The 22,641-nt window shown below is 57.1% G+C and carries 26 protein-coding genes; 14 read left to right on the top strand and 12 right to left on the bottom strand.

All coding sequences use genetic code 11. The features are described from left to right. From BCF46_RS10960 to petA, 4 genes are all read right to left on the bottom strand, one after another. Complete coding sequence (locus BCF46_RS10960) at positions 1-450, bottom strand: CreA family protein (RefSeq protein WP_121024122.1); 450 nt, start codon at positions 448-450, stop codon at positions 1-3. A gap of 141 nt (positions 451-591) precedes the next feature. Then, positions 592-1,398, bottom strand: a complete 807-nt coding sequence (locus BCF46_RS10955; RefSeq protein ID WP_121024120.1) for a cytochrome c1 — start codon at positions 1,396-1,398, stop codon at positions 592-594. Positions 1,399-1,411: 13 nt separating this feature from the next. Beyond that, complete coding sequence (gene petB, locus BCF46_RS10950; RefSeq protein WP_121024118.1) at positions 1,412-2,755, bottom strand: cytochrome b; 1,344 nt, start codon at positions 2,753-2,755, stop codon at positions 1,412-1,414. 13 nt (positions 2,756-2,768) lie between these two features. Continuing rightward, positions 2,769-3,332 (bottom strand): ubiquinol-cytochrome c reductase iron-sulfur subunit, encoded by a 564-nt coding sequence (petA, locus tag BCF46_RS10945; protein ID WP_121024116.1) that lies wholly within the window; start codon positions 3,330-3,332, stop codon positions 2,769-2,771. A gap of 136 nt (positions 3,333-3,468) precedes the next feature. Here petA and BCF46_RS10940 point away from each other — a divergent pair, with 136 nt between their 5' ends. The 10 genes from BCF46_RS10940 (at position 3,469) to BCF46_RS10895 (ending at position 12,637) form a co-directional block, all read left to right on the top strand. Beyond that, complete coding sequence (locus BCF46_RS10940; protein WP_121024114.1) at positions 3,469-3,921, top strand: TrmH family RNA methyltransferase; 453 nt, start codon at positions 3,469-3,471, stop codon at positions 3,919-3,921. Positions 3,922-4,115: 194 nt separating this feature from the next. Then, positions 4,116-4,904 (top strand): enoyl-CoA hydratase/isomerase family protein, encoded by a 789-nt coding sequence (locus BCF46_RS10935; protein ID WP_121024112.1) that lies wholly within the window; start codon positions 4,116-4,118, stop codon positions 4,902-4,904. Between the two features lie 239 nt (positions 4,905-5,143). Then, positions 5,144-5,752: a LysE family translocator gene (locus tag BCF46_RS10930; RefSeq protein WP_170157916.1), complete on the top strand. Its 609-nt coding sequence runs from the start codon at positions 5,144-5,146 to the stop codon at positions 5,750-5,752. Between the two features lie 334 nt (positions 5,753-6,086). Continuing rightward, positions 6,087-7,448 (top strand): homogentisate 1,2-dioxygenase, encoded by a 1,362-nt coding sequence (hmgA, locus tag BCF46_RS10925; RefSeq protein ID WP_211332809.1) that lies wholly within the window; start codon positions 6,087-6,089, stop codon positions 7,446-7,448. Continuing rightward, positions 7,445-8,086 (top strand): maleylacetoacetate isomerase, encoded by a 642-nt coding sequence (maiA, locus tag BCF46_RS10920; RefSeq protein ID WP_121024107.1) that lies wholly within the window; start codon positions 7,445-7,447, stop codon positions 8,084-8,086. Before hmgA ends, maiA begins: the two co-directional genes overlap by 4 nt. After that, the gene (gene fahA, locus BCF46_RS10915; protein WP_121024105.1) at positions 8,083-9,336 is read left to right on the top strand and encodes a fumarylacetoacetase; all 1,254 of its coding nucleotides are present in this window, start codon (positions 8,083-8,085) and stop codon (positions 9,334-9,336) included. The genes maiA and fahA overlap by 4 nt, the downstream gene beginning before the upstream one ends. A gap of 11 nt (positions 9,337-9,347) precedes the next feature. Continuing rightward, the gene (locus BCF46_RS10910; protein WP_121024103.1) at positions 9,348-10,298 is read left to right on the top strand and encodes an MBL fold metallo-hydrolase; all 951 of its coding nucleotides are present in this window, start codon (positions 9,348-9,350) and stop codon (positions 10,296-10,298) included. Positions 10,299-10,320: 22 nt separating this feature from the next. After that, the gene (locus tag BCF46_RS10905; protein WP_121024101.1) at positions 10,321-11,946 is read left to right on the top strand and encodes an FAD-dependent oxidoreductase; all 1,626 of its coding nucleotides are present in this window, start codon (positions 10,321-10,323) and stop codon (positions 11,944-11,946) included. A 3-nt stretch (positions 11,947-11,949) separates the two neighbouring features. Then, positions 11,950-12,138 (top strand): DUF2783 domain-containing protein, encoded by a 189-nt coding sequence (locus tag BCF46_RS10900; RefSeq protein ID WP_121024099.1) that lies wholly within the window; start codon positions 11,950-11,952, stop codon positions 12,136-12,138. A gap of 64 nt (positions 12,139-12,202) precedes the next feature. Beyond that, positions 12,203-12,637 carry a MarR family winged helix-turn-helix transcriptional regulator gene (locus tag BCF46_RS10895; RefSeq protein WP_121024097.1) on the top strand — a complete coding sequence of 145 codons (435 nt, stop codon included), beginning with the start codon at positions 12,203-12,205 and terminating at the stop codon, positions 12,635-12,637. A gap of 10 nt (positions 12,638-12,647) precedes the next feature. On the opposite strand, the gene BCF46_RS10890 is transcribed toward BCF46_RS10895, so the two are convergent. Continuing rightward, on the bottom strand, positions 12,648-13,088 hold the full coding sequence (locus BCF46_RS10890; RefSeq protein ID WP_121024095.1) for a MarR family winged helix-turn-helix transcriptional regulator: 441 nt from the start codon (positions 13,086-13,088) through the stop codon (positions 12,648-12,650). 228 nt (positions 13,089-13,316) lie between these two features. Between BCF46_RS10890 and BCF46_RS10885 the strand changes: the two genes are divergently transcribed. The 3 genes from BCF46_RS10885 to BCF46_RS10875 are packed head-to-tail and all read left to right on the top strand — an operon-like array spanning position 13,317 to position 16,211. Beyond that, positions 13,317-14,354 (top strand): TRAP transporter substrate-binding protein, encoded by a 1,038-nt coding sequence (locus BCF46_RS10885; RefSeq protein ID WP_121024093.1) that lies wholly within the window; start codon positions 13,317-13,319, stop codon positions 14,352-14,354. Positions 14,355-14,357: 3 nt separating this feature from the next. After that, a complete protein-coding gene (locus tag BCF46_RS10880) occupies positions 14,358-14,876 on the top strand; it encodes a TRAP transporter small permease (RefSeq protein WP_121024091.1) in 519 nt (172 codons plus the stop codon). 18 nt (positions 14,877-14,894) lie between these two features. Continuing rightward, positions 14,895-16,211 carry a TRAP transporter large permease gene (locus tag BCF46_RS10875; protein WP_121024089.1) on the top strand — a complete coding sequence of 439 codons (1,317 nt, stop codon included), beginning with the start codon at positions 14,895-14,897 and terminating at the stop codon, positions 16,209-16,211. A gap of 9 nt (positions 16,212-16,220) precedes the next feature. Here BCF46_RS10875 and BCF46_RS10870 read toward each other — a convergent pair whose 3' ends face one another. Next, a complete protein-coding gene (locus tag BCF46_RS10870; RefSeq protein ID WP_245990012.1) occupies positions 16,221-16,703 on the bottom strand; it encodes an Lrp/AsnC family transcriptional regulator in 483 nt (160 codons plus the stop codon). A gap of 121 nt (positions 16,704-16,824) precedes the next feature. On the opposite strand from BCF46_RS10870, the gene hppD reads away from it, so the two are divergent. Next, on the top strand, positions 16,825-17,910 hold the full coding sequence (hppD, locus tag BCF46_RS10865) for a 4-hydroxyphenylpyruvate dioxygenase (protein WP_121024086.1): 1,086 nt from the start codon (positions 16,825-16,827) through the stop codon (positions 17,908-17,910). A 201-nt stretch (positions 17,911-18,111) separates the two neighbouring features. Here hppD and BCF46_RS10860 read toward each other — a convergent pair whose 3' ends face one another. The 6 genes from BCF46_RS10860 to dapF are packed head-to-tail and all read right to left on the bottom strand — an operon-like array spanning position 18,112 to position 22,546. Further along, on the bottom strand, positions 18,112-18,552 hold the full coding sequence (locus BCF46_RS10860; protein ID WP_121024084.1) for a GNAT family N-acetyltransferase: 441 nt from the start codon (positions 18,550-18,552) through the stop codon (positions 18,112-18,114). Positions 18,553-18,555: 3 nt separating this feature from the next. Then, on the bottom strand, positions 18,556-19,170 hold the full coding sequence (locus BCF46_RS10855; protein ID WP_121024082.1) for a glutathione S-transferase: 615 nt from the start codon (positions 19,168-19,170) through the stop codon (positions 18,556-18,558). After that, entirely contained in the window at positions 19,167-19,799 is a 633-nt protein-coding gene (locus BCF46_RS10850) for an FMN-binding negative transcriptional regulator (RefSeq protein WP_121024080.1), read from the bottom strand. Before BCF46_RS10850 ends, BCF46_RS10855 begins: the two co-directional genes overlap by 4 nt. A 19-nt stretch (positions 19,800-19,818) precedes the next feature. Continuing rightward, entirely contained in the window at positions 19,819-20,484 is a 666-nt protein-coding gene (locus BCF46_RS10845) for a glutathione S-transferase (RefSeq protein ID WP_121024078.1), read from the bottom strand. Further along, positions 20,481-21,713 carry a tRNA (N(6)-L-threonylcarbamoyladenosine(37)-C(2))-methylthiotransferase MtaB gene (gene mtaB / locus BCF46_RS10840; protein ID WP_121024077.1) on the bottom strand — a complete coding sequence of 411 codons (1,233 nt, stop codon included), beginning with the start codon at positions 21,711-21,713 and terminating at the stop codon, positions 20,481-20,483. Before mtaB ends, BCF46_RS10845 begins: the two co-directional genes overlap by 4 nt. After that, a complete protein-coding gene (gene dapF, locus BCF46_RS10835) occupies positions 21,710-22,546 on the bottom strand; it encodes a diaminopimelate epimerase (RefSeq protein ID WP_121024075.1) in 837 nt (278 codons plus the stop codon). The genes mtaB and dapF overlap by 4 nt, the downstream gene beginning before the upstream one ends. Positions 22,547-22,641 lie beyond the last annotated feature (95 nt).

The following is a 22,641-nucleotide window of genomic DNA, read 5'->3' as shown; positions in this document are numbered from 1 at the left end:
TTACTGGGCTTGATAGAGCGGCACGGTAGAGATCGACATCTTTGCAGAGCCTTGGGTTAGCTCGTTGCCATGTGCCAGATAGATAAGAACCTGATTTTCTTCATCATAGATGCGCGACAGGCGCAGGGACTTGAAGATCACTGACCGTCCTTCGCGAAACACGGTTTCGCCGTCGTCGGACCGGTCAATGTCGCCTATGGTGATTGGCCCCGTCTGGCGGCAGTCGATGGAGGCGTTGGACGGGTCCTCGAACCAGTTGCCGTTGGACAGGCGGTCGATCAGGCTGCGGTCGAAATAGGCGATGTGACAGGTCACGCCCTCGACGTCCGGATCGGGAATGGCTTCGATGATGATGTCGTTGCCGACCCAGTCGACCCCGACACGGCCCACTTCTTCAGCGGCGAGCGTGAATGGTAGGCAGCACAGGATTGCGGTCAGTAGAAGTTTCATCGGCTTGCTCCGGTTGTCGTGGCAGGGGTCGCTTGTAGTGAAGATGGTGCCGCTGCTGTTGGTTCACAATACCTTTCGCGCCGCGCATAGAAAAAGGCGCGCCCCGAGGGACGCGCCTTTCGAAACTATTGGCGAAAGCGCTTAGTCTTTGCGCTTGATCGGTGCCCAGATGCGCTTGTTGGTCAGGTAGAGCAGCACTGTCAGGATGACCAAGAAGAACACGGCGACGAAGCCTGTGCGCTTGCGGGCGTCTTGATGTGGCTCTGCCGTCCAGCGCAGGAAGGCTGCGACGTCTTCTGCCTCGTGGTGCAACTCGTTGGAGTGACCGTCAGCGAAGTCGACGTCTTCGCCGTACAATGGCGGCGCCATGGAAATCCAGCCACCCGGGAAGGCGGTGTTTTCGTAGAACGTGGTGCCAGCTTCTTCCTTTTCTTCGCCAGTGTAGCCGGTCATCAAGGACGCGATGTATTCAGCGCCGCCGATGCCCTTCATCAACTGGTTGATCCCAGAGCCCAATGGGCCGTGGAAGCCAGCGCGTGCCTTGGCCATCAGGGACAAGTCAGGTGCATTGGCAGAGTACAGCGCCGGGAAGTTATCCGTAGGCTTCAGCGTGCGGTACTCTTCGAGGTCTTTGTCGAAGAGTTGAGGGTTTGACAGCTCGTCGTTAATCGGGAACGCCGTAGCATAGGCTTTCATCTGATCTTCGGGCAGCGCGGGGCCGCCTTCGTCTGCCAGCGTGCGCAGTGGTACGAACTTCAGACCGTGACAGGAGGAACAAACCTCCGTGTAGATCTTCAGGCCGCGTTGCAGCTGGTTTTGATCATAGGTGCCAAACGGCCCCTCATACGAGAAATCCACATCGTGGGTGTGACCCGCGTCGCCGGCGGCAAATGCGCCGGAGGCCAGAGCCACTGCCGAGACGGTTGCGAGAGAGAGTTTCTTGAGCATTGGTATCTTCCTCTTACTCTGCAGGAGCTGCGACAGTGTCGGAGCCCTTGTCTTTGGCGGGGTAATGCGAATCGAAGTCTTCCTCGATCGTCGCGGGACGGGCCAGCGGTTTCTCGATGACACCCAAAAGCGGCAGGATCACCAAGAAGTAGGCAAACCAGTAAGCCGACGCGATCAGCGAGATGGTGGCGAAAGGCTCGTCAGTTGGCATGGCACCGACCCACATCAGGACGAAGAAGTCCAATACGAGCAGGGCGAACCACCATTTGAACATCGGGCGGTAACGACCGGAGCGTACCGATGACGTGTCCAACCATGGCGCCAGAGCCATCACGGCGATGGAGCCGAACATGGCAGCCACACCGAAGAACTTCGCGTCAACGATGCCAGCCGTCAGGAAGGACACCAGCTGCACGGCCCAAACGTCGGCGGTGAAGGCCCGCAGAATTGCGTAGAAGGGCAAGAAGTACCATTCAGGCACGATGTGCGCAGGAGTGGCGAGCGCGTTTGCCTCGATGTAGTTGTCAGGGTGACCAAGGAAGTTTGGCATGAAGCCGACAACCGCCCAGAAGACGATCATGATGACGCCAAGCGCGAACAGGTCCTTCATGACGAAGTAAGGCCAGAACGGAACGGTATCTTTCGCCGCGTCTTCTTTCGATGTGCGACGCACCTCGACACCGGTGGGGTTGCTGTTGCCCGTGGTGTGGAACGCCCAGATGTGCACGGCGACGAGGCCGGCGATCACGAAGGGCAGAAGGTAGTGCAGCGAGAAGAAGCGGTTGAGCGTGGCGTTGTCCACAGCAGGTCCGCCCAGCAGCCACGTTTGCAGCATCTCGCCGATACCCGGGATAGCGCCAAACAGGCCGGTGATCACAGTAGCGCCCCAGAAGGACATCTGACCCCATGGCAGCACGTAGCCCATAAAGGCGGTGCCCATCATGGCAAGGTAGATGATCATGCCGATAATCCACGTGATTTCACGCGGGGCCTTATAGGAGCCGTAGTACAGGCCGCGGAAGATGTGGGCGTAAACGGCCACAAAGAACAGCGACGCGCCGTTGGCGTGCAGGTAACGGAGCATGTAGCCGCCGTTGACGTTACGCGTGATATGCTCGACAGACGCAAAGGCCAGATCGACATGCGGCGTGTAATGCATAGCCAGCACGATGCCGGTGACGATTTGCAAAACGAGGCAGAATGCCAGAACGATGCCCCAGATCCACATCCAGTTCAGGTTCTTCGGAGTGGGGATCATCAGTGTGTCGTAAGCCAGACCAACAATCGGCAGCCGAGAGTGGAGCCACTTCTCGCCGCCGGATTTGGGCTCATAATGGTCGTGTGGGATACCAGCCATAATTGTTTCTCCCTTAACCGAGTTTCAGCACGTCGTCAGACGTGAATTGAGCCACAGGAATTAGCATGTTTAGCGGGGCAGGGCCTTTGCGGATACGGCCTGCAGTGTCGTAGTGCGAACCGTGGCAAGGACAGAACCAGCCGCCAAAGTCGCCTGCGTCGCCCAGCGGCACACAGCCAAGGTGTGTACAAACGCCGATCATCACCAGCCATTCGCCGTCTTCGTCGAGCGTGCGGTTTTGGTCCTCGGCATCGGCTTCCGGTCCAAGGTTGCGATTCTCTGCGCCAGTGTCTGGCAAATCAGACAGCGCAACTGCGCGGGCCGCTTCGATTTCGTCTGCAGTCCGGCGGCGGATAAACACCGGCTTACCGAGCCACTTGACGGTCAGTTGGGTGCCGGGCTCGATGCCAGACACGTCAACGTCGATGGAGGCCAGAGCCTGCACGTCAGCGGAGGGGTTCATTTGGTTGACCAAAGGCCAAACGGCGGCCCCTGTGGTCACTGCGCCTGCACCCGCTGTTGCGTAGTACAGAAAGTCGCGACGGGTAGCGCCGCTGTGGTCGTCTGCGTGGGACACGAGAACTTCTCCCTTGTCGGACCGCTTGTGCGGCCGGTAAATTGAAGAATCCGCACCGAGGGCGCAGGATATCGAGGCTAGATATATTCTAAGGTGCCTCCACGTCCACCCAAGAACGTACTGTAAGGGAAGCCATTTGTCGCACTTTGTCCAAATTGCCGCGTTTGAGCCGGATTTGGCCCCCAATTTGGGGTCTTTGGTGCGTTTGGGCGTGTGCTTTGACGCCCCGCTGCATGTGATCGAGCCCTGCGGTTTCCCGTTTTCGCTGAAATTGCTGCGAACACGGGCCTTAGATTACGCAGAGCACGCCGAGGTGCACCACCATGACAGCTGGGAGACCTTCGAGGCCGAAAAGGTGGGGCGACTGGTGTTGTTGACGACCAAAGGGGCGACGGATTTGTGGGATTTCGAGTTTCAGCGCGGTGACTGCCTTTTGGTCGGGCGCGAAAGTGCAGGCGTGCCGGATCATGTGCATGACGCCGCCGAGGGCCGCGTAAAGATCGCCATGCCCGGCGGAGGGCGGAGCCTGAACGTGGCGATTTCGGCCGGAATTGCCATAGCGGAGGCGCATCGGCAACTGCGTGGGTGAATTCGGTTCCAACTCATGCTCTGACACTGCCGCCAACCCTATATCACATGACGCCCCCTTCGCTTTGAATGGGTGGCTTTTCCTCCTGCCACGAAGCATGTCGGGGACCGATCCTTGATGATGCGGTAATAGAACATTCTAGACACGATCCGCCGCTTGCTTCACGCTCTCGCAAAACCGGAAGCGGACGTCATATGAAGTACGTAAAAATTGAACAACATGGCCGGATCGCCGTTGTCTCTTTTGATTGCGGCAAGACGGCTAACCCGCTGTCATATGATCTGATGCGAGAACTTACCGAAGCGGCGCGTGGGTTCGAAGACGACTTTGAAACTTCTGCAATTGTCCTAGCTGGTCGGCCAGATAATTTCTCGATGGGTTTTGATTTAAGTGATGCAGAAACGAGCAAATTGCAAGGTGCTGGATTAGCCGAACGCCGGCAAGCTGCGATGGTCGGCAAACGTATGTGTCAGGCTTGGGAAGACTTACAGCCTCTCACTATATCTGCCGTCGAGGGGTGGTGCGTTGGTGGTGGTGTCGCCCTATCGGTTGCCACCGACTTGCGCGTCATAGGTGAGAGTGCTGGCCTTTATGTGCCAGAGGTTGAACGCGGCTTGAATATGTCATGGGGATCTGTTCCCCGTATCACAAATCTCGTTGGACCGGCACGCGCCAAGCGCATCATAATTCTTGCGGAAAAGATAAGGGCAGACCGCGCACTGGATTGGGGATTGGCGGATGACGTGGTTGCGGACGGTTCCACACTGGATGCGGCAATGGACCTGGCGACCCGAGCAGCTTCTATGCCCCCGGTTGCTGTGCGAATGTGCAAACAAGATATCAATGCTTATGCCAATGCGTTGGCAGGTGTTGCGAGCCATGCGGATCATGATCAATTCGCACTTGCACTAGAAAGTGAAGATGCCAATGAAGGCATCAGTGCATTTCTCGAAAAACGGCAGCCTCGCTTTACAGGTGGATGACAGCACCGAGATGTACTTGGCACTGGCTTCGCCTTCCCGCCTATAAATTCCGCTTCGTACGCATTGCAGCCATTCTAGGAAGGCCCTGATGTTTGAGGAAAACGCTCAGATGTCCGCTTAGAGCCCTTTTTTCCTAATGCTGCGGACGCAGAATTGAGCTTTCAATCTGCTCGGCTTTCCAGTCTTATCAGCGTCAGCAGTATGTAGCGTGGGAGTGACAAATGACATACGAAACTTGGTTGGCCTTTGCCGTAGCAAGCGCGATTGTTGTCCTCATTCCCGGCCCAAACATCGTGCTGACAGTGAACTATGCGATCCGCGACGGAAAACGGTCAGGCCTCGCGACAATTCCAGGTGTCGTCCTTGGAGCGTTTATCGCAATGTCGCTGTCTCTATTGGGCGCAGGAGCAGTTTTGGCAACGTCAGCCTTTCTTTTCACGCTTCTTAAGCTGGCAGGCGCGATCTATCTGATATGGCTGGCATACTCTCTTTGGACGGCTCCTGTTGAAAGCATATCGGTTGGCAGAGTGTCCGACGCGAAGCCTTTGAAAAACCTATTCTGGCAGTCTCTGCTTATCAGCGTTTTAAATCCGAAAGGCCCTGCTTTCTATGTCGCGTTCGTGCCCCAGTTCGTCAGCCCGTCAGGTCCGATTTTTCAGCAATTTGCGATCCTCATCGCAACTTTCTTGTTCGTTGCAACGCTGAACAGTCTTTTCTGGCTCTACTTCGCCAATGGAATGAGGACACAATTTCAGAGACCCGCAGCCATGAGGATACTGAACCGCATCGGCGCGAGCTGTTTGTTCGTTGCAGGTGTGTTTACGGCACGCGCAACAAGGTCGGCTTAGTCCCGCATAGCCGACCTTGGCGCAAATCGCAGTGAATGACCGGAACAAGCCCAAGCGTTGAATACCGCATCTTCCATTAACGACCGCAACTGCGCTTTTCCTGCGTGATGAAAGCTCTGTTCGCTTCTGTAACATATGACTCTGTCAGAATATGCCCGAGAGTACTCGAAGCAGCGATTTCGATGTCGGGATGCTGTTTCGCGACGACAAGTCTAAGCGCTCTAGACTGGCCAGGTTCGTTGCATGTGCAATAAAATTCTTGACATTGTTGCAATTGCAACGAAATAAAGAAGGCAACACCAAATTGAATCAGACCACCAAGGAAGGTTGCCAAATGAATACATCAAACGCGCAAAATGAAATGGTTACGGCCCCTGATAATATTGGAGTTACGCCTGGTTACATGCCCGGTTTTGGCAACGATTTTGAAACCGAAGCACTCCCGGGTGCATTGCCGCGGGGCATGAACAGCCCGCAGAAATGCAATTACGGTCTTTATGGTGAGCAGTTGAGTGGAACCGCTTTCACTGCACCAAGCCATCAGAATGAACGCACATGGTGTTACCGTATCCGCCCGTCGGTTAAGCATTCGCACCGGTACGAGAAAATCGATCTGCCGCACTGGAAGTCCGCACCCAACGTGGTCGAGGACGTCACCAGCCTTGGTCAATATCGCTGGGATCCCTTGCCACATTCCGATCAAGATCAGACTTGGCTGACCGGTATGCGAACGATGACCACGGCGGGCGATGTGAACACACAGGTAGGCATGGCAAACCACGTCTACCTGGTGACGCAAAGCATGGTCGACAGCTATTTTTTCTCGGCTGATAGCGAATTGCTGATTATCCCCCAAGAAGGGCGGTTGCGCTTTTGTACCGAGCTGGGGATCATCGATCTTGAGCCCAAGGAGATCGCCATCATTCCGCGCGGGCTGGTGTACCGGGTTGAGGTGCTGGAAGGCCCCTGCCGCGGTTTTGTCTGCGAAAATTACGGGCAGAAGTTTGAACTGCCGGGCCGGGGCCCGATCGGGGCCAATTGCATGGCCAACCCGCGTGATTTCAAAACGCCCGTGGCGGCCTTTGAAGACCGCGAGGTTCCCTCAACCATCACTATCAAATGGTGCGGTCAATTCCATGAAACCAAGATCAAACAATCGCCGCTGGATGTGGTGGCCTGGCACGGCAACTACGCGCCGGTAAAATACGACCTGCGCACCTATTGCCCTGTTGGCGCGATCCTGTTTGACCACCCTGATCCGTCGATCTTCACCGTTCTGACAGCCCCGTCGGGCCAGCCCGGTACCGCAAATATCGACTTTGCGCTTTTCCGCGAGCGCTGGATGGTGATGGAGGATACCTTCCGCCCGCCTTGGTATCACAAGAACATCATGTCCGAGCTGATGGGCAATATTTATGGCCAATATGATGCCAAACCTCAGGGATTTGTTCCCGGTGGGATCAGCCTGCATAACATGATGCTGCCGCACGGCCCTGATATGGAAGCGTTCGAGGGGGCGTCAAATGCCGATCTGGGTCCCGAGAAGCTGGACAACACGATGTCGTTCATGATCGAGACGCGCTTTCCGCAGCAACTGACAGAATTTGCAGGCAAGCAAGCGCCCTTACAAGACGACTATATTGATTGCTGGGAAAGTCTGGAGAAGAAGTTCGACGGCACTCCGGGCAAGAAATGAAACTCTATTCCTACTGGCGATCCAGTACGTCCTACCGAGTCCGCGCCGCGCTGAACCTCAAGAGGCTGAGCTATGAGATCGTACCGGTTGACCTAGTGGCCGGAGTTCAGCGCAAAGAGGATTATCTAACGCTGAACCCCGGCGCAGGCGTGCCTACATTGGTGCTGGAGGACGGCACCACGTTGACGCAATCATTGGCCATCCTCGACTATCTCGACGCCACATGGCCTGAGCCTCAGCTGATCCCCTTTGATCCGCTGCAGCGCGCAAGGGTGCTGGCGGCCGCACATACCGTGGCGTTGGACATCCATCCTGTGAACAATCTGCGCGTGCTCGGTGAGTTGAAGACGCGTTTCGGGGCCACACAAGACCAGCTAACAGACTGGATGTGTCACTGGATGCGTTTGGGGTTCGAAGCGCTAGAGGCGCAGCTTGAGGAAAACACGCCATTTGTCTTTGGCGCCGTTCCGGACATTGCTGATCTTTGCATCATTGCACAGCTTTACAATGCCCGTCGCTGGGGGCTGGACCTGACCCACTATCCGAAGCTGCGCGGGGTAGAGGAGGCATGCCTTGCCCTTCCCGAAATCGCAGCGGCTCATCCCGACCAACAACCTGATGCGAAAGTGATCTCATGACCAAATTGCTCCGTTCCTGGGTGGAGAGCGCGAACACCGCTGAAACCCAGTTTCCGCTGAACAACCTGCCGTATGGCGTGTTCTCAACCGCTGACAGCGATCCACGCTGCGGCGTGGCCATTGGCGATTACATTCTTGATGTTCAGGCGCTTGAAGCCAAAGGGCTGATTGCATTCGGAGGGGCTTTCAAAGCGTCGTCCTGGAATACCTTCATGGCACTAGGCAAGGCGGATTGGGCCAAGCTGCGGCAGCGCCTGATGGAAATTTTGGCCGAGGGAAGCACCGACCGCGAACAGGCAGAGCCGCTTCTGACGGCCCAAGAAGACGCCAGCTTGCACATGCCAATCACCGTCAGCGAGTACACCGATTTTTACGCCGGCCGCCACCATGCCACCAATGTGGGAACCATGTTTCGTGGCGCGGAAAATGCTCTGCCGCCCAACTGGCTGCATATCCCCATCGGATATAATGGCCGTGCTTCCAGCGTTGTGGTTTCCGGCACGGATGTTCGGCGGCCTTGGGGTCAATTGAAAGGCCCGAATGACGATGCACCGCGCTTTGCGCCCTCGGCCCGGTTCGACATCGAACTGGAAATGGGCGCTATTGTCGGCACCGCCAGCGACGGGCCGATTACGGTGCAAGAGGCGGATGAAAACATCTTCGGATATGTGCTGCTGAACGACTGGTCCGCGCGCGACATTCAGGCGTGGGAATATCAACCCCTTGGTCCGTTTCAGGCCAAGGCAACGGCGACCTCAATTAGCCCTTGGATCGTGACCGCCGCGGCGCTGGCACCCTTCCGGTGCGATACGCCCGCGCGCGAGGTTGAACTGCTCGATCATCTGAAAGACGCGGGCCCGATGCTTTATGACATTGACCTGTCCGTCACGCTGACCCCTGAGGGCAAAGCGGCCGACACCATCGCGCGCACCAACTACAACGAGATGTATTATTCCGCCGCACAACAATTGGCGCATCACACCACATCAGGCTGCGCGATGCGGGTGGGCGATCTGCTGGGATCGGGCACGATCTCGGGACCTAAAAAACAAAACCGGGGATCGTTGCTGGAGTTGAGCTGGGGCGGAAAACAACCGCTTGAGCTGGAGACCGGCGAGACCCGCAGCTTCATTGAGGACGGCGATACGTTGACCCTGACGGCCGCGGCGCATGGCGAAGGATTCACCATTGGATTTGGTGACTGCACAGGCAAAATCCTGCCCGCCCTCGAAAACCCCTACAAACGCTAAGGAGACCTGACATGGCAAAGGCATTCGCGTCGCAGGGCGACATGACGGAAAAGAAAATCACCTTCGATGAGATCGGTGAAGGGCTTTACGCCTTCACTGCTGAGGGCGATCCCAATTCAGGTGTGATCATCGGCGATGACAGCGTGATGATTGTCGAGGCTCAGGCCACGCCACGACTGGCGAACAAGGTCGTCGAGAAAGTGCGCGAGGTCACCGACAAGCCGATCAGCCATGTGGTGCTGACCCACTATCACGCCGTGCGCGTGCTAGGCGCTTCGGCCTTTGGTGCCGATCAGATCATCATGTCCGACACGGCCCGCGCCATGGTTGTGGAACGCGGACAGGAAGACTGGGACAGCGAGTTTCAACGCTTTCCGCGCCTTTTTGAGGGGCATGAAAGCATCCCCGGTCTGACCTGGCCCACCACAACATTTAGTGACAGCATGACGGTCTATCTGGGCAATCGTCGGGTTGATATCAAACATCTGGGGCGCGCCCACACGGCGGGTGACGCGGTGATCCATGTGCCAGATCAGAACGTAATGTTCACCGGCGACATCGTTGAATACCACTCGGCGTGTTACTGCGGCGACGGGCATTTTGCGGACTGGGGCGATACGCTTGATGCGATCAAGGCTTACGAAGTGGATGCGATCGCACCCGGTCGGGGTGGCGCACTGATTGGGCAGGACATGGTAAACAAAGCCATCCAAAGCACCCATGATTTTGTGCAAAGCACCTATCGCCCCGCCGCAAAAGTTGCAGCCAAAGGCGGTTCTTTGAAGGACGCCTGGGATGCTGTTCGTGCGTCCTGCGATCCCAAATTCGCGGATTACGCCATTTACGAACATTGCCTGCCCTTCAACGTTGCCCGCGCCTATGACGAGGCTCGCGGCATCGACACCCCCCGCATCTGGACCGACAAGCGTGATCTGGAAATGTGGGATCAATTGCAGGGCTGACATCACCGCACAGGAGGCCGCTATGGTTGGCGCAACATATCAACTTGCTTTTGAGCTTTATCCCTACGCAAAGGTCGCGTCACAAGATCTGCCGCCGCACCGACATCCCGTTGTGGTTGTCGGTGGTGGGCCGATTGGCATGGCAACGGCCCTAGATTTGGGCCTGAAGGGTACGCCGGTTCTGGTGCTGGACGACCATGATGGCGTTGGGCTGGGAAGTCGTGCGATTTGCTTCGCCAAGCGTACGCTAGAGATTGCCGACAGGCTTGGCGCAGGTCAGGCGATGGTCGACAAGGGTGTGATCTGGAATGTCGGCAAGGTGTTTCACGGTCCGGATAAGGTATTCGAGTTCAACCTGTTGCCAGAAGAGGGCCACAAGAACCCCGCCTTTATCAACCTACAGCAACCTTACTTTGAGAAATTCCTGGTAGACGCTGTGCGTCGCGCTCAGGCCAATGGTGCGCCGATTGAAATCAGGGGGCGCAATGTTGTCACTGGACTGACCCGGCACGACGATCATGTGTGTCTGGATGTGGATACCCCTGACGGCCCCTATCAGGTCGAAGCCGACTGGCTGATCGCCTGCGACGGCGCACGCTCGCCTGTGCGCGAGATGATGGGGCTAAGCTTTGATGGCCGGGTGTTTGAGGATAATTTCCTGATTGCCGATGTACGCATGACGGCAGATTTCCCGACCGAGCGGTGGTTCTGGTTTGAACCACCCTTCAAAAACAGCGGCCAGTCGGCTTTGCTCCACAAACAGCCCGACGACATCTGGCGGATCGATTTTCAGCTGGGCTGGGATATCGACCGCGAAGCGGAACTTGATCCGGTGAAAATCCGCGAACGCGTCGATGCGATGCTGGGCGATGACGCTGAGTATGAGCTGGAGTGGACGTCGATCTACACCTTCCAGTGTCGCCGCATGAAAGAGTTCCGACACGGACGTGTTCTTTTTGCCGGAGACGCCGCGCATCAGGTTTCCCCCTTTGGTGCGCGCGGGGCGAATTCAGGTATTCAGGACGTCGACAATCTGGCATGGAAGCTGGATCTGGTGATCAAGGGGCTAGCCCACGACACCCTGCTTGATACCTACTCAGAAGAACGCGTTCATGGTGCGGACGAGAACATTCTGAATTCCACCCGCGCCACCGATTTTCTGACCCCCAAAAGTGAGATCAGCAAGATCTTCCGAAATGCTGTGCTGGATCTTGCGCGGCATCATGATTTTGCACGACCTTTGGTGAACTCCGGCAGACTTTCAGTGCCATGCGCGTATGATGGCCTGTCCCTGAACGGCGCAGATGGCTTGGATGGCCCGAGCTGTACCCGCGTGGGCGCGCCGTGCGTCGATGCGCCCCTCTCAGATGGGTTTTTGCTGGATCAATTGCCGGGGCACTTCACGTTACTTGCCATCAATACCCAGCTGCCGGAACTAACCGAGGTAGATGGGATCGAATTACAGAAGCTGCGCTTGGACACTTCAGCCGATGACCCAACCGGCGCTTTGAAAGAACGGTATCTGGGGACCGCCGAGTGCGCCATCTACCTGATCCGCCCGGATCAGCATGTTGCGGCGCGCTGGACGCGGGCGAATGCAAGCGATGTGCGGTCCGCCCTTAGGACAGCCGTTGCGAAAAGGAGCTAAGCTATGGATTTGAACACCAATCCCAACATTCCGGACGCCGATGGGTTCTATGATGAATTGCTTGGGGCGCATCAGGACCTTGATAAGGCGCAAAGTGATGCGCTGAATGCGCGATTAATCCTGATCCTTGCCAATCACATCGGAGACCGGGAGGTTTTGCGACAGGCCTTTGCTGCCGCCAAAGCCAAGTAGTGTGAAAGCTGTGCAGCATTGGTTTCACTTGTAACGAGCTTTGCCGATCGCGTAAGGAAGGCACATGCAACTTGAGACCTATTTTCCCTATCGGCTCGCTTTGGCCGCAGAAGCGTTTTCACAAAAGCTGGTTGAGGTCTATGGCCGCAAATATGGTTTGTCGCGAGAAGAATGGCGGTTACTACTGCTTCTGGCCGAAGCGCAGCAACTGAGTTCGCATGAGCTTGCGCAGCGGACCACTTTGGACAAGGTACAGATCAGCCGCGCCTCGAAACGCCTCGAAGACAAGAACCTGATCACCCGAGAGATTTCACAAGTGGACAAACGGCTGCGTGTGTATGCCTGCACCCAAACCGGTCAGGCGCTTTTTGCCGAGGTTTTTCCACAGGTAGATGCACAGGCCAATGTCGTTCTAGCAAAGCTGAGTGAGGAAGACCGGGCCGCACTGGTTCAGGGTATTGAGGCGTTGGCCCGTGCTGTGGCGAATAACCAGTCGTAATAGGAAGAACTCAGTCGGGGCTTTCAGCCAGACGATCTAGTGCTGATTGCAAGGATTGGGTTTTTTCTCCCAATATCTCGTCCAGCTGTTCCTGATAGGCCGTGGCAATAGGGATGAGTTCACCAAGCAATGCGACACCGGTTTCTGTAAGCGCCAATTTCAGAAGACGTCGATCCTTGTCATCTACTGATTTCGTTAAATATCCCTTGGCCTCAAGCCGCGACACGCCGCGGCTCACCTTTGATTTCTCCAGACTGACCCGCTTTTCGATATCCCTCACAGATCCGCTGCCTGAATAGCCGAGGTTCAGCAGGATACGCCATTCGGCAATAGATATGCCAAATTGGGTCTTATATTGCTTGGATAACCGCGCACTCAGTTGAGCCGCGATTACGGTCAACCGGTAAGGCAGATATCGATCAAGATCAAAGTCGGGCAGGTTGCTTTTCATACGTCCAAGCTTTGCGGTTCGCGTCGAACAAGACCGCAATTTCGTTGCATGTGCAATAAAATAGTTGACTTCGTTGCAAATGAAACGATTATGAACGGGAGATGAATCAACGCCCAAGCGCTCAGGGGGACAAGAGGCCTGATGAACGGAGTGGCGCTGCTAAATTGGCAACACAAACGGGTGATGCCGATCGACAAATAAACGACGTTACTGGGAGGAACGAAAACAATGACCAAACTTACACCCACCTTTGGAAAACTAATGGCAGGGGCACTTCTGAGTGCCAGCCTTTTGACATCCACCGCGGCGTTTGCCGAAACCACACTGGCGCTGTCCAGCTGGCTACCGCCACGCCACCCGATTGTGGTGAACGCGATCAAGCCTTGGGCCAAAGAGATTGAAGATGTCACCGAAGGCCGCGTGAAGGTGCGTGTTCTGGCCAAGCCGTTGGGTGCGCCACCCGCACATTACGACATGGCAGCAGATGGAATTGCCGACATCACCTACGGTTTGCATTCCTTTACCAAGGACGACCGGTTTGAGCGTTCGCGCATTGGCCAGTTTTCCTTCATCGGGGATGATGCTGTCAGCGGATCGAAAGCCTTCTGGGAAGTGTATACCGGCCAATTGGATGCCCAAGCGGAACACGAAGGCGTCAAACTGCTTGGTCTCTTTGTCCACGGCCCCGGCGTGCTGCACAACAACGTCCGCGAGATCACAACATCTGACGATCTGGACGGTCTGAAAATTCGCGTTCCCGGCGGCTATATCGCGGACCTGATGTCGGATTTGGGCGCTGAGACTCTGTTCATGTCCTCCGGTGAAGTCTTCGAAAAGCTCTCGCGCGGGGTGATTGATGGGGTGACCTTTACCTACGAAGCCCTCACCGCGTTCAAGCTGACCGATGACCTAAAACACACCACCAAGGTGCCAGGCGGGCTCTACAATACCACCTGGTTCCTCGTGATGAACGAGGGAGCGTGGAACGGAATTTCCGAAGATGACCGTGCCGCAATCGAAGCTATTTCCGGCGCGGCCTTTGCCGAACGGATTGGCGAAGCCTGGAACGCTGCAGATGAAGCTGCCATTGCTAAGATCGCGGAAGCTGGCATCGAAGTTTCCGAAGCTCCCGATGCGCTTTTGAACACGATCAAAGATGCTGCTGCCGTGCACGAAAAAACTTGGTCCGACGCGATCGCAGAAGACGGCTTTGACGGTGTCGCAGCCCTGACTGCGATGCGTAAAGCATCCGGCGTGTCGTTCTGATCCATGGCGCAGCCTGATCCACAGAAAACGGACGATGTCCTTGGCCAGAACAGCCTGGACATCGGCCTGATCATGCAAAACTCACTTGGTGTCGCGGCGGGGCTGTTGCTCTTCTGCCTCATTCTGGTGACCTGCGTGGATGTGGTTGGCCGCTATTTCTTTTCGGCCCCGCTTAGCGGCGCGTTCGAAGTCACTGAAATCATGCTGGCAGCGCTGGTTTTCACCGCGCTGCCACTGACCACGGAACGTCGCGAGCATATTGAAGTGGACCTTCTGAACGTGGGTCTGAGCGACAAGTTTCAAAAACTGCTCTCAGCCTTCGCCGGGCTTTTTTCGGCGGCTCTTTTGGCGACACTGGCGTGGCGATTGGCGTCACATGCCGCGTCGAGCTTTGAAGATGGTGCCGTTACCAACGCGCTGTCTATCCCGTTGGCACCATTTGGCTTTCTCGCCGCATTCTCGTGTATGGTCAGCGCCTGTATCGCGTTCCTGCGCGGCATCCACCCCCCTCGCAACCGATAAGTCGCTTAGGACCCTGCCATGTTGGAATCGTTGATAGGTTTTGCCGTTCTGCTTGGGTTGATCCTGCTGCGCGTGCCGATTGCTTTTGCCATGGCCGCTGTCGGGGGCATCGGTTTCGCCCTTCTGCGTGGCTGGCAGCCGGCGTGGGCAATGACAGGGCAAATCGCTTTCGATTCCGCGCTGTCCTATAGCCTGTCGGTCATTCCCTTGTTCATCTTCATGGGCAATGTGTTGGCAGCGTCCGGCGTTGCACACGGGTTGTTTGCGGCGGCAGACCGGCTGTTCGGGCGTACTCGCGGCGGGTTGGCCATGGCATCGGTGTTTTCCTGCGGCGGGTTTTCCGCTGTTTGCGGCTCATCTCTGGCAACGGCCGCAACCATGTCAAAGGTCGCCATGCCGTCCATGCGCAAATTTGGCTATGATGACCGGCTGGCGACAGGGTCCATCGCGGCGGGCGGCACGCTGGGCATCCTGATCCCACCGTCGGTAATCCTGATCATCTACGGGCTGCTGACCGAAACCAATATCTCGAAACTCTTTATCGCAGGCATCATCCCCGGCATTTTGGGGGTTTTGCTCTATCTGATGGCGGTCAAGATCACCGTTTGGCTCAAGCCGGAACTGGCACCGGACGTCACCGAGAATGAGCCCATGGATACCTCTGACTTGATAGGTGTGTTCTGTGTACTTGGCCTTTTCACCTTCATCATGGTGGGAATCTATGGTGGCTTTTTCACCCCGACCGAAGCGGCGGGGACCGGCGCCGGGGCTGCCGTGTTGATCGCTGTTGGCTTGCGCACCATGAGCTTCAGGGACTTCATGACCGCCACGTTTGACAGCGTTCGGGCAACAGCGATGATCTTTGCCGTGATCATAGGCGCAGAGCTCTTTTCAAACTTCGTGAACTTCGCCGGATTGCCCGATGGGCTGGCATCACTGGTGTTGGATTTGGAAATGCCCGTCTGGGCGGTGATCCTGATGATCGTGGTCATCTACATGGTGCTGGGCTGCGTGCTCGAAAGCTTGTCGATGGTGCTGCTGACCGTGCCTGTGTTCTATCCGCTGATGTACGAACTGCCCTTTACCAACGAATTGTTGCAAGACCCGGAGTATGCCTTGATCTGGTTTGCCATTGTCGTTGTGGTGGTAACCGAAATCAGCCTGATCACTCCGCCCGTGGGCATGAATGTATTTGTCCTGAAGTCAGTGTTGAAAGACGTCTCATTGGGCACGATCTTCCGCGGTGTACTGCCGTTCTGGCTGGCCGATATCGCGCGGCTCGCTCTGCTGATCGCGGTACCTTGGTTGTCGCTGTGGCTTGTAACGGCGATGTAGCCGCGGGCATCAGCCAAACACCGGCAGAGGTGCATCCGTTTTCAACTGATCCATCACGACCTGGCTTTGCACTCGCCCGATGGATGGATGCGGCAAAAGCACATTTTGGATCAGGTGATTGAGCGCCGAAAGGTCGGCGCAATAAACCCGTAGCAGATAATCCGCATCTCCGGTCAGGGTCCAGGCGGCCGTAATTTCGGGTTGTGACCCGATCAGCTGTTCGATGGCTGAATGGGTTTCTGCCGCATGTGCGACGGTCTGAATTTGAACAAAGGCCTGCACCGTCAGTCCCAGCCGCTTGGCGCTGGCCTTGCAGGCTGTGCCGATAATGTAGCCTTCCATCTCCAACCGCTGCCGACGGCGCCCTACCTGCGAGGGCGACAAATGCAGCACCTCCGACAGCGTCTGCGCGGTGGTTTGCGCATCGCGCTGAAGAAGTTCGAGAAGACGGATATCAATTGAGTCGAGTCTGGTCATGCTCGTATCGTGCATGAAACTATGGAATCATGCAAACTGAACGCAAATAACTGCCAAAATTCCGCGAATTATACGCACTCAACGCTTTGGGCTTGCGGTATGCCTGTCACATTCCACCAACAACAAGGATTGACCCATGGGCCCGTTTCCACATGATGCACCAAAAGCGACCATCACTGCTGAAAATCCCGCTGGGACAGATGGATTTGAGTTTGTGGAGTTTGCCCACCCAGAGCCAGAAAAACTGCGCGAGCTGTTTGAGAAAATGGGCTACATCCATACTGCAACACACAAAACTAAAGACATTCAGCTCTGGCAGCAGGGCGATATCACCTATGTGCTGAACAACGAGCCCGGAAGTCATGCCCGCGCGTTTGTCGAAGAGCACGGCCCTTGCGCCCCTTCCATGGCCTGGCGCGTTGTCGATGCGCAGCAAGCATTCGATCATGCGGTGTCCAACGGTGCGACGCCTTACACCGGCGACGACAAAACCATGGACGTGCCTGCCATCGTAGGCATTGGCGGCTCGCTGATCTATTTCATCGACCAATATTACGAGGCAAACCCCTATAACGCAGAGTTCAATTGGGTAGCGAAGACGCATCCGATGGGCGTCGGATTCCACTATATCGACCACCTGACCCACAATGTGCACAAGGGCAACATGGATGTCTGGTTCAAGTTCTATGAGGCACTGTTCAACTTCAAAGAAATCCGCTTTTTTGACATTCAAGGCAAACACTCTGGCCTTTATAGCCGCGCACTGACCTCTCCTTGTGGACGTATCCGCATTCCGATCAACGAAGATCGCGGCGAGAAAGGTCAGATTGTCGAATATCTCAAGCGATACAATGGCGAGGGCATACAACATGTCGCCGTTGGCGCTCACGATATCTATGATGCGACCGACAAAATTGCCGAAAACGGCCTGAAGTTCATGCCCGCGCCGCCAGCCGCCTATTACGAACTCAGCCAATCGCGCGTGGTCGATCATCAAGAGCCGCTGGACCGGATGCAGAAACACGGGATTCTTATCGACGGCGAAGGCGTGGTTGACGGGGGCGAAACCCGCATCTTACTGCAGATTTTCTCAAAAACCGTGATTGGTCCGATCTTCTTTGAGTTCATACAGCGCAAAGGCGATGACGGTTTCGGAGAGGGGAACTTCAAGGCTCTGTTCGAGAGTATAGAAGCAGATCAAATTGCACGAGGCGCATTGTAGATGCGACTGCGTTGACACCAAGGCATGCAACGCACCGATCTGGTATCAGCAAATTTCAAACTAGCGAGTGGTCAGACGCTGAATTCAGGCCATCGCAAATTTTGTCGATTTTGATCGGTACGCGTGGCGAAAGCAAAATTTCTGCCACTGTTTAAACTAGGGACGGCACGTGGAATGCGGCTGTTGGGGGGCGGTGAACAGTCACTTCCCCCGCCAAGAGGACTTTTCTTCTAGCTTCAAAAGCATATGGCGATGTGGAATGCCCGCGTCGTCAAACTCTGGCCCGAACACCTCAAACCCCAGCTTTTCGTAGAAACCTATGGCATGGAGTTGTGATCCCAAGACCGCCTCGTCGAAATCTGCGCGCAGGTCAGTCAGGATGAACCGCATCAGTTCCGCCCCCAGGCCGGTTCCGCGATGAGTGCCCAGAACTGCGACGCGCTGGATTTTTGCCTTTTTACCAAGCGGTTTAACCCGCGCCGTCGCTGCGGGCGCGCCCTTCGCGGTAGCAAGGTACTGGATGCAGTTGGGGTCGTCGCCGTCGATCTCCTCGGGCTCCGGCACGTTCTGGCCGTCGATAAACACCACCCGCCTGATCTGAAGGCAGGTGGTGATGTCATCCGTGCGGGTGATCTGCGCCATATGTCAGCCGGCGGGCGGCACGGTGGCGGTCATGCTGTCGCGCTTGGCGAACTCGGCCTCCCACGCGGCAAGGTTCGGACGGCCCTCGCGCCAGTTTCGGTCGGCGTGGCGCAGATCGAGATACGGCAACGCGCAGCCAATCGCGATCTGGCCGATGGTCAGGCTGTCGGTAGTGAGGGTGTCCATCCAAGCCGCCTCCAACGCATCTAGCGCGGTGTTGATCTTACGCCATTGACCTTCCGTCCAGCCTTCGAATTGCTTGTCTTCTGGGCGCACGCGGGCTTCGTAGACCATCAAAATTGCCGCATCGAGGATGCCGTCGGCGGTGGCTTCAAGCGTTTGGAGTTGCCATGTCGCGTCGCCAGAGCCATACATGCCAGCCTTGGCGCGATCATCGAAAAAGCGGCAGATGACGCGGCTATCATAGATCGGCTGTCCGTTATCAAGGGCAAGCGCCGGGATCTTGCCCAACGGGTTCAAGTCACGTGGCATTGTGCCGGGATCGAGCGGGGTGCCGCCCGCGGGGACCATCTCCACGTCATTCAACTGGTCGGTCTCGCGCAATAGGACGAGAACCTTGCGCACATAGGGGGATGTCGGGCTTGAAAAGAGCTTCATTGTGGTTTCTCCGGTTTGGCCCCGTGCATAAGCGCAGAGAGGGTTTGCGTGTCTTGCCCGATGCCGTGTCCCGCAACATGATCGGCGGCTTTGACGCGGACATCATCAGGTTTGTTCTGGCCCAGCTTCCAAGTGCCGTCGATCTGGGTCACGTCAAATTGGAAGGGTTGAATTTGGCGCATCATGCGGTCCATGACACCATCCGACATCTTAGCGGAGGTCCATGGCGTTTTAGGAAGCAAAGGGTCTTCAAAATGCGCGGAAAGGCGGTCTAGCAACGCGTGTAGGTTGTCTTGCGGCAAGGGGCTGAGCGTTCCGCTGATCCGAACCGCAACGTAGTTCCATGTAGGCACCTGATCCGCGACACCATACCAGTCTGGTGAGATGTAGCTGTCGGGGCCGGTGACGGTGATCACAGCTTTCGTGGGGCCCTTGCAGGCCCGCGCGATGGGATTCGAGCGGACAAGGTGCAGCTCTGCCTGTTTGCCGTCCTGCGACAGCAAGCACGGGATGTGCGCAGTCAGAGGGCCGTCATCTCCGTTGATCGCCAAGGTGCCGAAACCGCGTTCGCGGGCGAAGCCGATGTTGCGGCTGTTGGGGTCCTGACGGAAGGCGGGGTTCGGATGCATGGTGCTATCCTTGGCGGGGTTAGGCCGAGGGCGCAAGGGTTGGCGGATCACCCGCCTGCCATTTGGGATATTTCATCATGATCGCCGTGAATCTTGGGGAGGTCAGGTGACCGTTTAGCCACCGGAGCAGATGCGGCCAAGGTTGAGCGTCGAACCACGCGCGGTCGGTGTTGGCGAACTGGCGCACGAAGGGGAAGATTGCCATGTCTGCGAGGCGAGGCTGGTTGCCCAGAAGATAGGCATTTTGAGCAAGGATAGAGTCATAATTTTCTAAAGTGCCGGATCCGAGGGCACGCCATGTTTCAGGATCGTTGTCGTGCCGGTTCGCGTATTTGTATCGATCCAATGCAGTCTTGAACGGGCCGTCATTCTGCGCAATCAGGTCTAGGCTGTCGTTGCGGTTTTGCAGCCAATTTTCGGGATCGTTCTGAGTCAGTGCCCAAAGCATGATATCAAGACTCTCCTCGATCACCCCACTAGGTGCGACGACAACTGGAACAGTTCCTTTCGGGGAGGCATCCAGGAACTCAGGGGCTTTGTCTCGTAATAAAATCTCGCGGTGCTCTAACTGAAGACCTGCTGCATGAATCGCAAGGCGCGCCCGCATCGCATAGGGGCAACGGCGGAAACTGTAGAGAACGGGGATGCCTCCGGCGGGAATATTTTCGCCAAGATGAAGACTCATGCGCGCAACTGGGTGCCTTTGGTCCCGATGATGCGGGCGGGGATGATCTGGCCTACGAGCTGGTCGGTCTCGAACAGCGTTTCGGTGAATTGCTCGGTCCGGCCCATGCGCGGGTTTTCCATGAGGATGTTGTGGGTGTGGCCGACGCGGGAGGCGAGGTGTTTTTGTACCTGCGCCTCGCCGGCGGCACGCAAACGGGCTGCGCGGGCCTTTATGTCCTTGCCGTTGACGGCGGGCATTTTAGCGGCGGGCGTTCCCTGACGGGCGGAGTAGGGGAAGACGTGCAGCCATGTCAGGTCACAGTCCTTGACCAGCTTCAACGAGTTTTCGAACATGGCGTCCGTTTCGGTCGGGAAGCCCGCGATTATGTCCGCGCCATAGGTCATGTCGGGGCGCAGCTTGCGGGCGTCCTCGCAGAAGCGGATCGCATCATCGCGCAGGTGGCGGCGCTTCATGCGCTTCAAGATCATGTCGTCGCCAGCTTGCAGGCTGAGATGCAGGTGGGGCATCAGGCGCGGCTCTGTCGCGATGGCTTGCATCAGGGCCTCGTCCACCTCGATGCTGTCGATGGACGAGATGCGCAGGCGCGGCAGGTCCGGCACCAGTTTGAGGATGCGCAGCGCCAGATCGCCCAGCTGTGGTGTGGCAGGAAGGTCGGCGCCCCAAGAGGTGAGGTCGACGCCGGTGAGCACCACTTCGTTGTAGCCCTTGTCGACCAAGCGTTTGATTTGGTCGACCACCACGCCAGCCGGAACGGATCGGGAATTGCCGCGTCCGTAAGGGATGATGCAGAAGGTGCAGCGGTGGTCGCAGCCGTTTTGCACCTGCACATAGGCCCGCGCACGGGTGCCGAAGCCGTCGATCAGGTGGCCGGCGGTTTCCTCGACGCTCATGATATCGTCTACCTGCACCTTTTCAGTGTCGGGCAGGAAGCCCCAGGTGGCGCGGTTCATCTTCTCGGTATTGCCGATGATATTGTCGACTTCGGCCATATTAGAGAATGTTTCCGGCTCGGTTTGCGCGGCGCAGCCGGTGACCACGAGGCGGGCATTCGGGTTCTCGCGGCGAAGCTTTCGGATGTCTTGGCGGGCTTTGCGCACGGCCTCGGCCGTCACCGCGCAGGTGTTCACCACGACCAAGTTATCTTGGCCTTGGGTCAGGTCGCGCATGGCCTCGGTCTCATAGGCGTTGAGGCGGCAGCCGTGGGTGGAGAAAATCGGCGGTTTCATAGCGCGGCTATAAATTCGGGCGTTAGGTGGCCGGAGAAAACATGCGCCGTGGGGCCGGTCATCCAGACGCCGTCGTCGCGCCAGTTGATGTCGATGCGCCCGCCATCGAGGTCGATGCGCACTTGGCGATCGGTGAGCCCGCGGCGGGCGGCGGCCACGGCAGTCGCGCATGAGGACGAGCCGGAGGCCAGCGTCACGCCGACACCGCGCTCCCAGACCCGCATGCGCAGGTGGTTTTTATCGACCAGATGCGCCACCTGTACATTGGTGCGCTGGGGGAAGAGCTCGTGATGCTCATGCGCAGAACCGAAGCTGGTGAGATCAATCGCCTCGGCATCGTCAACGAAGAAGGTGCAGTGCGGGTTGCCCATGCCTGTGGCAGTGGGCTTGCCATCAATTGGCAGTTCCAAGGTGTCCATTTCGCGCGCGAGCGGGATGTCCGCCCAGTCCAGCAGCGGCGCGCCCATGTTGACGCGCGTCAAGCCGCCTCCGGCATCCTCGGCCTGCAAAAGCCCACGTTCGGTTTTGAGGGTGAGGGACGTGATTCCCCGCCGCGCCATCTCGAATCGCGCGACACAGCGTGTTGCGTTGCCACATGCACCCGCGGTGGAGCCGTCAGAGTTGAAAAAAGTCAGGCCGATATCCGCGTCTGCAACGTCACCCAGCACCGCAAGTTGGTCGAATCCCACCCCGCGATGCCGGTCGCCAAGCGCGCGGGCGAGGGCCGCCGACACACGCGTATCGTTGCCCCGTTGGTCAATAACCACGAAGTCGTTGCCCAGCCCGTGCATTTTCATGAAGGGCAGGCCGAGGGGGGCATCTGCATGTTGCATGACGCGCGATATAACCTTCGCTTGGACACAATGGAAGACGTGGCGCAGATTCACGTGGATTTGGGGGTTGACCCCATGGGGCGACCTTTCTAGAT

The sequence above is a fragment of the Litoreibacter meonggei genome, assembly GCF_003663885.1.
GTDB lineage: Bacteria > Pseudomonadota > Alphaproteobacteria > Rhodobacterales > Rhodobacteraceae > Litoreibacter > Litoreibacter meonggei.
The sequence above is the reverse complement of the archived record's forward strand: the minus strand, read 5'-3'. Positions and strand labels throughout refer to the sequence as shown.